Annotated in this window: 12 protein-coding genes; 11 read left to right on the top strand and 1 reads right to left on the bottom strand. The window is 59.3% G+C overall.

Going from position 1 to position 13,618, the window contains the following annotated elements; all coding sequences use genetic code 11:
• Positions 1-37 precede the first annotated feature (37 nt).
• Positions 38-553 (bottom strand): Hcp family type VI secretion system effector, encoded by a 516-nt coding sequence (locus ACI512_RS21455; RefSeq protein ID WP_012724698.1) that lies wholly within the window; start codon positions 551-553, stop codon positions 38-40.
• Between the two features lie 487 nt (positions 554-1,040).
• Here ACI512_RS21455 and tssA point away from each other — a divergent pair, with 487 nt between their 5' ends.
• From tssA to tssJ, 11 genes are read left to right on the top strand one after another with little or no spacing between them, the layout of a single operon-like run.
• On the top strand, positions 1,041-2,594 hold the full coding sequence (tssA, locus tag ACI512_RS21450; protein ID WP_405121319.1) for a type VI secretion system protein TssA: 1,554 nt from the start codon (positions 1,041-1,043) through the stop codon (positions 2,592-2,594).
• A gap of 31 nt (positions 2,595-2,625) precedes the next feature.
• Positions 2,626-3,123 carry a type VI secretion system contractile sheath small subunit gene (gene tssB / locus ACI512_RS21445; protein ID WP_064052125.1) on the top strand — a complete coding sequence of 166 codons (498 nt, stop codon included), beginning with the start codon at positions 2,626-2,628 and terminating at the stop codon, positions 3,121-3,123.
• 27 nt (positions 3,124-3,150) lie between these two features.
• On the top strand, positions 3,151-4,626 hold the full coding sequence (tssC, locus tag ACI512_RS21440) for a type VI secretion system contractile sheath large subunit (RefSeq protein WP_046034756.1): 1,476 nt from the start codon (positions 3,151-3,153) through the stop codon (positions 4,624-4,626).
• A 14-nt stretch (positions 4,627-4,640) separates the two neighbouring features.
• Complete coding sequence (gene tssE / locus ACI512_RS21435) at positions 4,641-5,042, top strand: type VI secretion system baseplate subunit TssE (RefSeq protein WP_046034757.1); 402 nt, start codon at positions 4,641-4,643, stop codon at positions 5,040-5,042.
• Positions 5,032-6,819, top strand: a complete 1,788-nt coding sequence (tssF, locus tag ACI512_RS21430; RefSeq protein ID WP_405121318.1) for a type VI secretion system baseplate subunit TssF — start codon at positions 5,032-5,034, stop codon at positions 6,817-6,819. Before tssE ends, tssF begins: the two co-directional genes overlap by 11 nt.
• A complete protein-coding gene (gene tssG / locus ACI512_RS21425; protein ID WP_064052127.1) occupies positions 6,783-7,790 on the top strand; it encodes a type VI secretion system baseplate subunit TssG in 1,008 nt (335 codons plus the stop codon). The genes tssF and tssG overlap by 37 nt, the downstream gene beginning before the upstream one ends.
• Before the next feature lie 12 nt (positions 7,791-7,802).
• Positions 7,803-10,235, top strand: a complete 2,433-nt coding sequence (locus ACI512_RS21420) for an AAA family ATPase (protein ID WP_405121317.1) — start codon at positions 7,803-7,805, stop codon at positions 10,233-10,235.
• Entirely contained in the window at positions 10,232-11,764 is a 1,533-nt protein-coding gene (locus ACI512_RS21415) for a sigma-54 interaction domain-containing protein (protein WP_405121316.1), read from the top strand. The genes ACI512_RS21420 and ACI512_RS21415 overlap by 4 nt, the downstream gene beginning before the upstream one ends.
• A 42-nt stretch (positions 11,765-11,806) precedes the next feature.
• Positions 11,807-11,938, top strand: a complete 132-nt coding sequence (locus ACI512_RS21410) for a type VI secretion protein (RefSeq protein WP_080943345.1) — start codon at positions 11,807-11,809, stop codon at positions 11,936-11,938.
• A gap of 16 nt (positions 11,939-11,954) precedes the next feature.
• Positions 11,955-13,127 (top strand): type VI secretion system-associated FHA domain protein TagH, encoded by a 1,173-nt coding sequence (gene tagH / locus ACI512_RS21405; protein WP_236380145.1) that lies wholly within the window; start codon positions 11,955-11,957, stop codon positions 13,125-13,127.
• Between the two features lie 5 nt (positions 13,128-13,132).
• On the top strand, positions 13,133-13,618 hold the full coding sequence (gene tssJ, locus ACI512_RS21400; RefSeq protein WP_405121315.1) for a type VI secretion system lipoprotein TssJ: 486 nt from the start codon (positions 13,133-13,135) through the stop codon (positions 13,616-13,618).

The raw sequence follows: 13,618 nt of genomic DNA, 5'->3' as shown, positions 1-13,618 counted from the left end.
GGCGCCTTCCCTGGCGCCGTACCTGCGTTAAAGCGGTTTAACCCGCTACCGGGCTGCGCCAGTCATCCGACCCGGAAGTGCCGGACACTTCGTGGGTCCATACGATCTTGCGATAGGTGAAGTACACATCTTCCAAGTGGGTGAAATGGGCGTTGTCCGGATCCTGGCAGTTGGGCATGCGCGACTGGATGTCGACGATGGTTGCCCCCTCCAGTTCAATCGTGAAGTAGTGCTCCTGGGTGCCGGCCGACGAGGTGCGCAACCATTCCAGCCGGCACTTGACCTCTTCGCCGCTGGTCAACGCGCTGAACAGCAAGGGCGAGGACTTATCGAACACTTTGCTGATCATCAACGGTTTATGGACCCTTTGGCCTGTTGGCTGGCCGGATTGTGGGTCGCGCGGGATGATCACTTGATGAGCAAAAGCCTGGACCAGAATCTGATCCTCATGGCCTTCCTGGTAAATATTACCTACCGAGTCCTGGGTAAACGTGCCTGCCGTAATCAAACCTTGTTTGACACCGGTGATGGAAAGATACGCGGGTGTTGGCATGACGGGTTTCCTTGCCTGATTGATGAGGTAGTTCCAACCGACAATTGCATCGGCTGGGCAAGTGCCTATAACAAGAAGCGTGCCTGAAAGTGTTGGGCGCAATAAAACAAGGGTGTTGCATTCTATAAGTTCGGATTTCCAGTGTGATTAGCCAGGATTGATGGCGTTGGTTAAGTATTTGATTGCGCAACGGTGCGCATTTAATTGCTCAGTTAAGTTGTTTTGTAACTGTTGGGGTGGGTGGGGATATCGGGTGTTTATGTGGGGGGTGAGTGCGCAAAATGCTGCGCAGTCCAAGCTTTTAGGTGTTTGTAGGAAAAGGATTAAGTGTGGTTCCGTCGCTTGCTGAATGTTTTAGGCATGGCTAAGGTTCGTGAGCTTCGCAGGAATTCCAGCGATGCGAAGATGACTTTCTGAGGCGCACATTAAATGCGCTTAGTTGGTTTTTTGTGGGCTTATAGTCTTGTTTAGTTGCGTGCGGTGCCAAATGGCTTATTCGGACAAGCTGTATGATTATTACCTTGAACTTGCACGGTCGCCCTGCATGCCAACAAGTTTTGCGGGCAGTGATATGCGCTTTTCGAGTGAATATGACGTCCTGGAGTTCGAGCTTGCCAAGGCACGATCAATTCATGGCAGTGGCCAACCCGATTGGCATAAGGTCCTGGAAGCCGGCGAAATCCTGTTGCGCCAGCAATCCAAGGACCTGCGGGTCGCCGTTTGGCTGACCTGGGCGCTGCACCAGAGGGAATCCTACCCGGGGTTGTTGGCCGGGCTCGGGTTGTTGCGCTATTTCTGCGAGCATCACTGGTCGGAGGTCCACCCCGGAAAACCACGCACCCGTGGCGCGGCATTCGGATGGTTGGTGTTGCGCCTTGAGCCCTTGTTCACGCAAAGCCTGCCGCTCCAGAACCAGCAGCCTTTGTTCCAGGCGGTGCTTGAACACCTGATACGCCTCGATGAGCTGTGGGCCGAGCACTTGGGGGATGCCGCGCCAATGTTGTTGCCGATTCGCAGGCAATTGGCTCAGCGACTGGAGCGCGCTGCGCAGGACGACGCCCCGGTCGCAGGGCTGAGTGGTGTCATTGCGCACGTCAAGCAGGCGACCACCCAATTGCTCAAGCCCGAAGCGCGGGTGGACAACGAAAAAGACGCCCACAGGTTGTTGCGCACCTTGCAGGAACAGGCGCGCACGCTGTGCGTATGGTGGTTGCGTCAGAACGCCACCGACCTGCGCGCTTTTCGCCTGAACCGAACATTGACCTGGCTGGCGCTGGCCAATTATCCGGATGCCGACAACGAACGGCTCACCGCCCTGCGTGGGCCCGCTCCCGACAAGCTCAAGCGTTATCAGGAGCGTTTTGCCCAAGGTCATCACGCCGATCTGGTGCTCGAACTTGAAGCCAGTCTCGCCGGTGCGATGTTCTGGTTCGATGGGCTGCACCTGCTCTGGCAATGCCTGGAGGCCTTGCAGGCCGAACGGGCCATGACCGAGCTGGAGGTGACCTTCGCTCTGTTGCTGCAACGTTTGCCAAACCTGGCGGAGTTTCGCTTTCACGACGGGGCTCCTTTTGCCGACCCCGCGACCCGTGACTGGATAGCGCTGCAAGTTACCCGTCACCTGCAAATACCCGAATCGCCTGCATTGATAGTTGATGCCGACGCCGAGCCGTGGGAGATCGCCTTACAGGCGGTCGCAACCCGCTTACGCAAGGACGGGCTCAAGGCCGCCATCCATGAACTCAAACAAGGCATGTATGCCGCTCGCAGTGATCGCGCACGTTTTTATTGGCGGTTGGCCCAAGCGCGTCTGTGTGTACTGGCGGGCAAGCATGAGCTGGCGAAGATCCAGCTCGAACAGCTGGACCACGAACTGCAACACACAGGCCTGGAGCGCTGGGAGCCGGAGCTGGCCCTTCAAGTGACACAGCTTCTCTACCGCTGCTGCGACCTGTTGCCACAAAACCACGCCGTGCGCGAGCGCAAGGAAGACACCCATCGCAGGCTGTGCCTCTTCGATCTGGAAGCGGTACTTGAATAGGCTTTCGAGCCACTTGAAAAGGAGAGACACCATGGCCAAAGAAGGTTCGGTAGCCCCCAAGGAACGTATCAATATCACGTTCAAACCCGCCATCGGCGGGGCGCAGGAAGAAGTCGAACTGCCGTTGAAACTATTGGTGCTGGGAGATTTCACCCAGCGTGAGGACGCGCGCAAGCTCGAAGATCGCAAACCCATCGCGATCGACAAAAACACCCTTGATGACGTGCTGGCCAAACAGGCGTTGAGCCTGACGCTGAATGTGCCCAATCGTCTGCAGGAGGATGCGGACGTTGAAGAACTGGCCATTCAGGTACGCATTAACGCCATGAAGGATTTCAATCCCGCGAACCTGGTTGAGCAGGTTCCGGAGTTGCACAAGCTGATGGCGTTGCGCGAGGCACTGATGGCTCTCAAAGGCCCATTGGGCAACACCCCGAGCTTTCGCAAGGCCATCGAACAGGCCCTGGCCGATGACGAGTCCCGCGCGCGGGTACTGGCGGAGCTGGGCCTGGGCAGCCCAGACGCCTGACATTTTCAGTAAAAGGACACTGACCGCATGACCACACCACAACACGCGCTACCGGCACAAACCGCTGATGAATACAGCATCCTCGACAACATCGTTGCCCAGACGCTACTGAGTGCCGATGACGAAGCGTATGGCATTGCCAAACGGGGTGTCTCGGCGTTTATCGAAGAGTTGATCAAGCCGCAGAACCGTGGCGAGCCGGTAAAAAAACGCCTGGTCGACCGGATGATTGCCGAGATCGACACCAAGCTCAGTCTGCAAATGGACGAGATATTGCACCACCCGGACTTTCAGGCCCTGGAAGCGTCCTGGAAGGGGCTGCAGTTGTTGGTCGATCGCACCGACTTTCGCGAAAACATCAAGATCGAACTCTTGAACGTTTCCCGGCAAGACCTGCTGGAAGACTTCGAAGACTCACCGGAAGTGACCCAGTCGGGCTTGTACAAACATATCTACAGCGCTGAATACGGCCAGTTTGGCGGTCAGCCTGTGGGCGCGATCATTGCCAACTATTTTCTGTCGCCCAGCGCGCCTGATGTAAAGCTGATGCAATACGCTTCCAGTGTGGCCTGCATGGCGCATGCGCCTTTTATCGCCGCAGCCGGGCCAGCGTTCTTCGGGTTGGAGAGCTTCACCGGCTTACCGGATCTTAAAGATCTGAAGGACCATTTCGAAGGCCCGCAGTTTGCCAAGTGGCAAAGCTTTCGCCAGAGCGAGGACGCGCGTTACATCGGGTTGACCGTGCCGCGTTTCTTGCTCCGTACGCCTTATGACCCCCTCGAATGCCCGGTCAAGACCTTTGCCTACCAGGAAAACGTGGTCAACAGCCACGAACATTACCTGTGGGGCAATACCGCCTACGCCTTTGCCACGCGCCTGACCGACAGCTTCGCGCGCTTTCGCTGGTGCCCGAACATCATCGGCCCGCAAAGCGGTGGCGCGGTAGAAGACTTGCCGTTGCATCACTTCCACAGCATGGGGGAGATTGAAACCAAGATCCCGACCGAAGTGTTGGTTTCCGACCGTCGTGAATACGAACTGGCGCAAGAGGGCTTCATTGCCTTGACGATGCGCAAGGGCAGTGACAACGCCGCGTTCTTCTCTGCCAGTTCGGTACAAAAGCCGAAACACTTCGGCCTCAGCCCCGAGGGCAAGGAAGCCGAGCTGAATTACCGCTTGGGAACACAGTTGCCCTACATGATGGTGGTCAATCGCCTGGCCCATTACCTCAAGGTCCTTCAGCGCGAGCAACTGGGTTCATGGAAGGAGCGCACCGACCTGGAGCTGGAGCTCAATAAATGGATTCGCCAGTACGTTGCCGACCAGGAAAACCCCAGTGCCGAAGTGCGCGGGCGGCGCCCCTTGCGCGCAGCACGCATCGTTGTCAGTGATGTCGAGGGTGAGCCTGGCTGGTACCGCGTCAACCTGAGTGTGCGACCGCACTTCAAGTACATGGGGGCGGATTTCACGCTGTCCCTGGTTGGCAAGCTCGATAAAGAATGAGCCGAGGCCAGGGAATGCCCCACTACCAAAGCCTTTTCGAGCGACTCGAGCGTCCGGCGACGACCCGGGCGTGTGGCGTGACATCGGTTGCACTCCATCTGGGGAAAATGCTCAGCATCCGTGCGGGCAGTGTGCAGACACTGCCCGACTACGGCTTGCCCGACCTTAATGATATGAATCAGAGCCTGCATGAATCATTAAGTCAGTCGCGCGTGTTGATCGAGCGGTTTATCCGCGCCTACGAGCCGCGCTTGAAGCAGGTGCGGGTCAAGACATTGCCACGGGATCATGATCCGTTGGCCCTGGCGTTCGCTATCGAAGCCACACTGGTGATCAAGGGTGCCGAGCAACCCGTGGTGTTTACCGCGCGGTTATGTGACGCCGGTCGGGTAGAGGTCTTGCCGGATGTCCTTTAACCGTTACTACCAAAGCGAGCTCAGTGCGTTACGCCAACTCGGGCGGCGGTTCTCCCAGCGCAATCCGGCGCTCGCGCCTTTTCTTGCGGAGTCCGGCCAGGATCCGGATGTAGAGCGGTTGCTGGAAGGCTTTGCGTTTCTCACTGGCCGCTTGCGCCAGAAGTTGGATGACGAGCTTCCGGAGCTGACGCATTCGTTGATGCATTTGCTCTGGCCCAATTACATGCGACCGATGCCCGCGTTCAGCATCCTGCAGTTTGATCCGTTGAAGCATGCAGGCCCCGGCGTGTGGGTGGCGCGTGATACGCCGGTTGAAAGTGCCGCCGTCAATGACGAACGCTGCCGCTTTCGCACCTGTTACGCCACGCAGATTCTGCCGCTGCAACTGAGTGCGCTGGAGTACAGCGCCCACGCAGAGCGAGGGGTGTTGAGCCTGCGTCTGGGCATGAGTGCCGAAGGTAATTTCGGTGAGTTGACCTTCGATCAGCTGCGCCTGCATCTGGCGGGAGACCGCTACATCAGCCAGGCGCTGTACCTGAGCTTATTGCGTCATCTTGAAGGTATCGAGTTGCAGCCTTTGGGCCACGATGGCCTGCCGGTGACAGGGGCCGATGGGCAGGCAATATCCCTGCGGCTGGGGGCTGACCAGGTACAGCCGGTGGGATTCAGCGAGGAGCAGGCGTTGATTCCGTATCCGTCGAATACCTTTCGCGGGTATCGCCATCTGCAGGAGTATTTTGCCTTTCCTGAGAAATATCTGTTTGTTGATGTGGGCGGGCTGGGCGCATTGCACAGGCTGCCCGGCGAGTTGCTGAAACAAGTAGGCGGCATGGTGTTGCGCTTCGAATTGCGCAATCCCTGGCGTGAATCCCAACTGCCCACCCTGGATAACGTGAAGCTGTACTGCACGCCCATCGTCAACCTGTTCAAGCATGACGCGGTGCCCATCCGCCTGGACGGCAAGCAGGATGAGTACCTGCTGATTCCCAGCGACTATTCACGAGAGAGCGCCAGTGTATTTTCCGTCGACAGTGTCACGGGGTGGCAGCCTGGAGGGCTTGGCTATCAGACCTACGTACCTTTCGAATCCTTTGAACATGATGGCGACACCAAGGGATCGGAGGGCCCCCCGAGCTACAGCATTCGCCAACGGCCATCGTCACAGCATGCCGGCCTCGATACCTGGCTTGGGTTTGGTAACGGCCTGAAACTGGAGCCGCAAACACTCTCGATCGAACTGACGTGCACCAATCACAACCTGCCACGGAGGCTGCAGGTCGGTGACATCAACCAGCCTTGCGAGCAGACGCCACAGGGGGTTTCGTTCCAGAATATCTGCGCACCCACCGCCAGTTTTTCTCCGCCGCTGGACCAGGATTTTCTATGGCGGCTTATCAGCAATATGTCGCTCAACTACCTGTCATTAAGCGACATAAATGCCTTGAAAGTGATTCTCCAAACCTATGACTTGGCGCGCTACCACGACCGACAGGCACAGAAGGTCAGCGAGAGAAGGTTGGGCGCGATGCGCTCAGTCAGTCACTCAGCCGTCGACCGATTGCACCGTGGCTTGCCGTTTCGGGGGGTACGAATTGACCTGACCGTCGACCCCCAGGGCTTTCTGGGCCAGGGCGAAGTATTCGTATTTGCCTCGGTACTCAACGAATTCTTCGCGCTCTACGCCAGCCTCAATGCCTATCACGAACTAAGAGTCATCAGCACACAAGGAGACGTGTACCTATGGCCACCACGGATGGGGCAGCAGCCCCTGCTTTAACGCAACTGTCTCGGGTTATCCGCGAGTACTCGCTGTTCCAGGCGGTTCTGCAGGTCGTCAAGCGTCTGCGTGATGCTCATCCGCTGCTGGACGACGACGCGCTGTATGACCTGTTGGAGTTTCAAGCCAACCCAGGTCTGGGGTTTCCCGGCCACGATATTGACCGGGTGGTTTTTTTTGTCGAGCACGGCCAGTTGCGTGCGCGTCTGCGCCTTAACGTGCTGGGCCTGTGTGGTGCAGGGTCGCCGTTGCCCGCGTTTTATGGCGAGCAGGCGTGTGCGGACGGGGCAGGCGGCAACGCTACCCGCGATTTTCTCGATGTGTTTCACCACCGCCTGCAACGGCTGATGCTGCCGATCTGGCGAAAATATCGTTACCGGGCGTGTTTCCAGGCAGGCGCACGTGACGCCTTTTCCGAACAGATGTTTGCGTTGGTCGGGTTAAGAGGAGAGCAGATTCGCAGTGCTGCGCAATTGAACTGCAAGCGGCTCTTGCCTTACCTGGGGTTGCTCAGCCTGCGGGCGCATTCGGCAGCCCTGATCGAGACGGTGCTGCGCTACTACTTCAAGCACAACCGCTTGTTCGTCGAGCAATGGGTCCAGCGCCGGGTTGTTATCGCTGACTCACAGCGAAATCGGCTGGGTGCCGCGAACAGCGTGCTTGGCCATGACCACGTACTGGGGGGCCAGGTCGACGATCGCAGCGGCAAGTTCAGGGTGCATCTGCAGGCGTTGGGCTGGCAAGCATTCCATGGGTTTCTACCCACTGGCAAGGACTACCCGCAGCTGTGTTCATTGGTGCGGCTGACGGCGCGTGATCCTTTGGAATATGACCTGCGCCTGGTGCTGGCCAAGGACGAGATAAGGCCGCTGCACATTGGCGAACACAACGTCTGCCGCCTGGGCTGGACCAGTTGGCTGGCACATGAATGCGCCGACGGTGTGGTCATTGTGCCGAGCAATGCTCATTAGGGATGAATCGTTATGATGAATGTGGACCTGCAACAACTGATCCAGACATTGACCCCCCTGGCCCGTCGAGACTTGGAGCGTTCGGCCGAACGCTGCGTGACGCGCGGCGGCAGGGAAGTGCTGGTGGAAGACCTGCTGTTGACCCTGCTGGAACATCACGATGGCCTTCTGGCAAGGGCACTGGCGGATGCGGGCCTCGACGCCGGAGAGCTACAAGCCACCCTGCAACCCAAGGGGGAGTCGAGTGCTTCGCGCAATCCTGTATTTGCCCAGGCACTGGTGAGATGGTTGCAACAGGCCTTGATGGTTGCTCATTTGGAGCTGCGACAGACTGAAATCGATCAGGGCGCCCTGTTGCTGGCGTTGTTACGTCATCCGCTGGAGCATGCAGGCAGTGCCTATCAGGCGTTTTTGAACCGGTTGGATGTCGAGCGTGTGCACGGTTTCGTGTTGAGTCAGGTGGCGGCGACCGATCCTGCGCCTGAGGGCCAATCGCTGCTGGGGCGCTTCACCCATGACCTGACACGCCAGGCCCATGAAGGTCGTATCGACCCGGTGTTGTGTCGTGACGCTGAGATCAGCCAGTTGATCGACATCCTCATGCGCCGGCGCAAGAACAATCCAATACTGGTCGGTGAAGCCGGAGTCGGCAAGACCGCGGTTGTCGAAGGCTTCGCGCTGCGTGTTGCCAGCGCACAGGTGCCGGGCGCTCTCAAGGATGTCCGGGTGCTGACCTTGGACATGGGCCTGCTCCAGGCGGGTGCCAGCATCAAGGGTGAGTTCGAACGACGCCTCAAGGGTGTGATCGATGAGGTGAATGCCTCGGCAAAACCGGTGATCCTGTTTATCGACGAAGCGCATACGCTGGTAGGGGCGGGCGCCCAGGCGGGCACGTCGGATGCCGCCAACCTGCTCAAGCCCGCCCTGGCCCGTGGTGAGCTGCGCACCATTGCTGCCACCACCTGGACGGAATACAAGAAATACTTCGAAAAAGATCCGGCCTTGGCCCGGCGCTTCCAGCCTGTGCTGGTCGGTGAACCGAGTGTCGAGCAAGCGGTTTCGATACTGCGCGGATTAGTTTCGGTGTATGAGCAAAGCCATGGCGTCTACGTGCGGGACGATGCGGTCGTCGCGGCGGCGCAGATGAGTGCCCGTTACCTGGCCGGGCGGCAGTTACCTGACAAAGCGGTGGATGTGCTCGACACCGCCTGCGCTCGCTTGCGTACCCGTCAAGAGATGGCGCCGGAAGCATTGCAGCGTCTGCACGCGGAACAGGCTGAAGGCGCGCGGCAGCTTCAGGCACTGAGCCGGGATCACGACTCGGGGCTTTCTGTGGATGAGCAGGTCCTGCACGCGCTGAACCAGCGCATGGAGGCGGTGGGCTGCGAATGCGAGCATCTGGAGCAACGCTGGCTTGAACAGCAAAAGACGGCGCAGCAGGTGTGTCCGCGCCTGGTGGCCCAGGTCATCAGTGCCTGGACAGGCATCCCGGTTGAACAACTGGCGCTCGAGCACAGTGAACGGGTCTTGGGCTTTGCCGATGCGCTGCGCTCGCGCATTCTCGGCCAGGAGCAGGCGGTACAAGCCCTGGACCGTTGCCTGCGCGCCGTCGCAGCTGGGCTCAACAAGACCGAGGCCCCGGTCGGTGTGTTCCTGCTGGTTGGCCCAAGTGGTGTGGGCAAGACTGAAACTGCGTTGGCGCTTGGCGACCTGTTGTATGGCGGTGAGCGGTTTGTCACCACCCTCAACATGTCGGAGTTCCAGGAAAAGCACTCGCTGTCTCGATTGATTGGCGCACCGCCCGGTTATGTCGGTTTTGGCGAGGGCGGCGTGCTGACAGAGGCCGTGCGCCAACGTCCGTATTCGGTGGTGCTGCTCGATGAAGTCGAGAAGGCCGACCCGGAAGTGTTGAACCTGTTCTACCAGATTTTCGACAAGGGCCTGGCCAATGATGGGGAGGGCCGGGAAATCGACTTTCGCAACACGCTGATCCTGATGACGTCCAACCTGGGCAGCGAGTGCATCGGCCGTTTATGCGCTGGCGACCAGCGACCTGATGTGCACGTGCTGCAAGAGGCGATCCACCCGTTGTTGCGCGATCACTTCAAGCCTGCGTTGTTGGCGCGGATGCGTGTGGTGCCGTATTACCCGGTCACGGGTGAGATTCTGCATGACCTGGCCAGGCTCAAGCTGGAGCGTCTGGGCCAGCGCTTGCATCTGCGCAAACTGGCCTTCAGCTATACGCCGGAGCTGGTTGCACACATGGCCGAGCGGTGTACCCACGGTGACAGCGGTGCTCGTTACATCGATCAATGGATCGAACTCCATTTGTTGCCGCAAGTGGTGGACAGGCTGCTGGAGGCCATGGCTCAAGGTGAACCCCTGTCACAGGTGCATGCCCGCGTCCAGGGTAATGGCCATCCCATCTGTGAGTTCAGCCAATGAGGGATAGCCGGCTCACTCAGATCCCTCATCCTTTGGCCTGCGCCGATGCGCTGCTCGGCTGGTTTATCCGCCTGGGCATCGAGGGCGACGAAGCCACCTTGCCCAGTCTTTGTGTCGCAGCGGTGGCGCAACTGAGCCAGTGCGAACTCAGCCAATTGTACTGGCGCAATGAGTCCACCGGTCGGCTCGAACTGCTCGCCCAGCATTTGCCCGGCGTGCACTGCCCCAGTGACCCGGCCGCCACCCAGGACTTTCAGCATGAGCAAGTGTTGCAGTACGTGCTCAGCCATCAAAGCGCCCTTAGCCTGGAAGATCTAACGGGCAGCGTTTACGAATACGGGTTCCTGCCGGCGATGGCGTCACCTTGGCAAGCGTTGTCATGCGTGCCGTTGTTCAATCGAGGCAAAGCCATCAACGGCGTGTTGTTGTGTGCCAGCCAGCGCCAAAAAAACTGGCCGGACCACACCGCCTCCTTGAGCCAACTGGGCAGTTTTACCTTGATGCAACTGGCGTTGCTGCGGTGTAAGCGTTCCGCAGAGGGTGTCGCTCCAACCCATGACGGCACACCATCCCCCGGTGCTGCGTTTGGGTTGATTGGCAGCAGCAAGGCTATGGATGAGACGTATCGCTTGATCGGTAAGGTGCTGAATACGCCCTATACCGTATTGCTGCGCGGCGAGACCGGTACAGGCAAGGAGGTGGTCGCACGAGAGATCCATTCTGCGGGGCCGCGCAAGCGCAAAGCGTTCGTGGTGCAGAACTGCGCGGCATTTCCCGAAGGGCTATTGGAAAGTGAGTTGTTTGGGTACCGCAAAGGTGCATTCACGGGGGCGGAGCGCAACCACACGGGGCTATTTGACACTGCGCATGGTGGCACGCTGCTCCTGGACGAAATCGGCGATATGCCACTGTCGCTGCAGGCCAAGTTGCTGCGGGTTTTGCAGGAAGGAGAAGTACGCCCACTGGGGGCCAGTGAAGCCCACAAGGTCGATGTGCGCATCATCGCCGCGACCCACCGTGACCTCGCCGCAATGGTGGCCCAAGGCAGTTTTCGCGAGGACCTTTACTACAGGCTTGCGCAATTTCCTATCGAGCTGCCGCCGTTGCGTGAGCGCGACGGCGATGTGTTGCTGTTGGCGCGCGAATTTGCACACAAGGCGTCTACTGCGCTTGGGCGTGCGCCGGTGGGGTGGTCCAGTGCAGCCCTGGATCAACTCTCCAGTCACGCCTTTCCCGGCAATGTCCGTGAACTCAAATGCCTGGTGGAGCGTGCGGTACTGCAGTGTGATGACGGCGTGATCCTGCCGGCCCATCTGTCGTTGTCTGCACCCGCGACCAGTGAGTCAGTCGACGCGACGTTGCGCCAACGCCTGGAGCGCGTCGAGCGCGTAGTCCTGATCGATTGCCTGCACAAGAATCGTGGTAATCGCACCCGTACTGCACGTGAGTTGGGCGTCGCACGCCGCACGCTGCTCTACCGCCTGGCGCGTCTGAAGATTCCCGTCGGTGATGCCCGTGAGGAGTGCTGAACGGGCGACGTGTGGGCACCTTACTTTCATGGGAGATACCTGATGTCTTTTCATCCGTGGCGAGCCGTGGTGCTTGCGTTGTGTTTGTTGAGCGGCTGTAACGCCAATTATGTCTTTGATGATGCCGACTACCGTCCATTGGGTGACCCCCAGGCGACCCGTCGTGGGCAGTGAGCAGGGGAGCGCTGCCATGCAATTAGTGTTTGAAGTCTGCAGTACCGCAAGCGGTGTGCTGCCTGTCGGCAAAACGTTTGATCGTATTGGCGGCGTGATCGGCCGTGGGTCGGGGTGTGACTGGATCATCCCTGATGCCAATCGCTTGATTTCCAGCCACCACGGCTTGGTCAGTTACCGGGAAGGCCATTACTTTCTGACGGACATCAGCAGCAACGGCATCGGCGTATCAGGCAGCATGGAGCGTCTTTGCAAGGGCCAGGCCCGGCTCATCAGTAACGGTGATGTGTACCAACTGGGGGCGCTGGATATCCGTGCCCGCCTGGTGATGGATGCCCGGCAGACGTTTGCGCGGGATGACATGATTCCAGACGATGCGTTCCTGGGGCTTGACCCTGTCCAAGCATTGGATCGCGAGCAACGGCGTGGCGATTCATCAGCAGAATTGGACGCCTTGGACACATCAGCGCCGGCGCCGATCCAAGCGCTTTGTCAGGGGCGCGTGGACCGCGATCACTTGGTCGTACCGACATGGGCTGAACCGGTCAAGGAGGTCCTATCTCCAGAGCCCGTTACCGCTGCATCGGGTGCTTCGCAAGCATTCTGGGCACAGTTCGCGCAAGCATTGGGCATGCCTATGGACACGCTTGATACACCGGGTCGTGAGGGCCTGGCGATCAAGGTGGCGGGCTTGCTCAGGCAAACCGTCGAAGGGTTGCAGCAAAACCTGAGAACTTGCCACGAGCTGAACAGTGAGATCAACGGCACCCTGGCTGCCCCGGTGCTCAGTCTCCGTAATCCGTTTAACGATGCTGCCGACACCCAGTCAGCCCTGACGTCGCTGCTGGATGCTTGCGCGCCGGACCAACGCGCTGCCGAGCACGCGGTTGCCCAGACCTGTCGGGACCTGCAAGTTCATCAACTGGCCTTGGTCGTGGCCTGCCGAGCCACCGTACGTGCCGCGTTGGCGGCCTTTGCGCCTGGGCACCTGCTGTGTTGCTTCGAGCGCGAGGGCAGGCCAGCCAAGTTGTTTACCGATGGCGTCCATTGGCGGGCGTATCAACGCCACTATCGACGGCTGATGGACGACGATCCCTTGGGCGAGCAGTTGTTACGCAATGATTTTTCCAAAGCCTACGAGGAGCAGGTGCGCCTGGTCTCCACCCTGCACGCCGGGTACCCAGGATGATATTCATGTATCGAGTCGCTGTTACATCCACGTTGTTAGCGCTGGGCCTGCTGACGGGTTGCAGCACGCTTTCACCGTTCTCGACCCTGACCAAGCTGGACCTGACGTTGACGGCCAGCGAGGCGGTCAACCCCGATCTTCACGGCCGTCCCTCGCCCGTAGTGGTGCGCCTGCTTGAGCTACGGCACCCGGTGGCTTTTGAAAACGCCGACTTCTTCAGCCTCTACGACCGGGCCGAGCAGACACTGTCCAAGGATTGGCTCAGCAGCGAGGAATGGGAGCTGCGTCCCGGCGAACAGCTGGCGCTCAAACTCAGTGTCGAACCCCATGGCCGTTATGTCGGCGTGCTGGCGGCCTATCGCGATTTGCCCCATGTGCAATGGCGGCTGGTAGTGCCTGTGGCCCCGAGCCAACTGACCCGTGCCGACCTTGTGCTGGACCAGGCGGGTATCCGGATGGCGGCGCCTCAAACCGACACGGCGGAGCATTGA

This window comes from Pseudomonas petroselini (genome assembly GCF_045037875.1).
Lineage (GTDB): Bacteria > Pseudomonadota > Gammaproteobacteria > Pseudomonadales > Pseudomonadaceae > Aquipseudomonas > Aquipseudomonas petroselini.
The sequence above is the reverse complement of the archived record's forward strand: the minus strand, read 5'-3'. Positions and strand labels throughout refer to the sequence as shown.

What these genes read in the sequence shown, in the direction of transcription:
- ACI512_RS21410 (WP_080943345.1), top strand. Translation starts at nt 11,807, where the DNA reads ATGTCTTTTCATCCGTGGCGAGCCGTGGTGCTTGCGTTGTGTTTGTTG.
- tssB (WP_064052125.1), top strand. Translation starts at nt 2,626, where the DNA reads ATGGCCAAAGAAGGTTCGGTAGCCCCCAAGGAACGTATCAATATCACG.
- tssJ (WP_405121315.1), top strand. Translation starts at nt 13,133, where the DNA reads ATGTATCGAGTCGCTGTTACATCCACGTTGTTAGCGCTGGGCCTGCTG.
- tssG (WP_064052127.1), top strand. Translation starts at nt 6,783, where the DNA reads ATGGCCACCACGGATGGGGCAGCAGCCCCTGCTTTAACGCAACTGTCT.
- tagH (WP_236380145.1), top strand. Translation starts at nt 11,955, where the DNA reads ATGCAATTAGTGTTTGAAGTCTGCAGTACCGCAAGCGGTGTGCTGCCT.
- ACI512_RS21415 (WP_405121316.1), top strand. Translation starts at nt 10,232, where the DNA reads ATGAGGGATAGCCGGCTCACTCAGATCCCTCATCCTTTGGCCTGCGCC.
- tssE (WP_046034757.1), top strand. Translation starts at nt 4,641, where the DNA reads ATGCCCCACTACCAAAGCCTTTTCGAGCGACTCGAGCGTCCGGCGACG.
- ACI512_RS21455 (WP_012724698.1), bottom strand. Translation starts at nt 553, where the DNA reads ATGCCAACACCCGCGTATCTTTCCATCACCGGTGTCAAACAAGGTTTG.
- ACI512_RS21420 (WP_405121317.1), top strand. Translation starts at nt 7,803, where the DNA reads ATGATGAATGTGGACCTGCAACAACTGATCCAGACATTGACCCCCCTG.
- tssF (WP_405121318.1), top strand. Translation starts at nt 5,032, where the DNA reads ATGTCCTTTAACCGTTACTACCAAAGCGAGCTCAGTGCGTTACGCCAA.
- tssA (WP_405121319.1), top strand. Translation starts at nt 1,041, where the DNA reads ATGGCTTATTCGGACAAGCTGTATGATTATTACCTTGAACTTGCACGG.
- tssC (WP_046034756.1), top strand. Translation starts at nt 3,151, where the DNA reads ATGACCACACCACAACACGCGCTACCGGCACAAACCGCTGATGAATAC.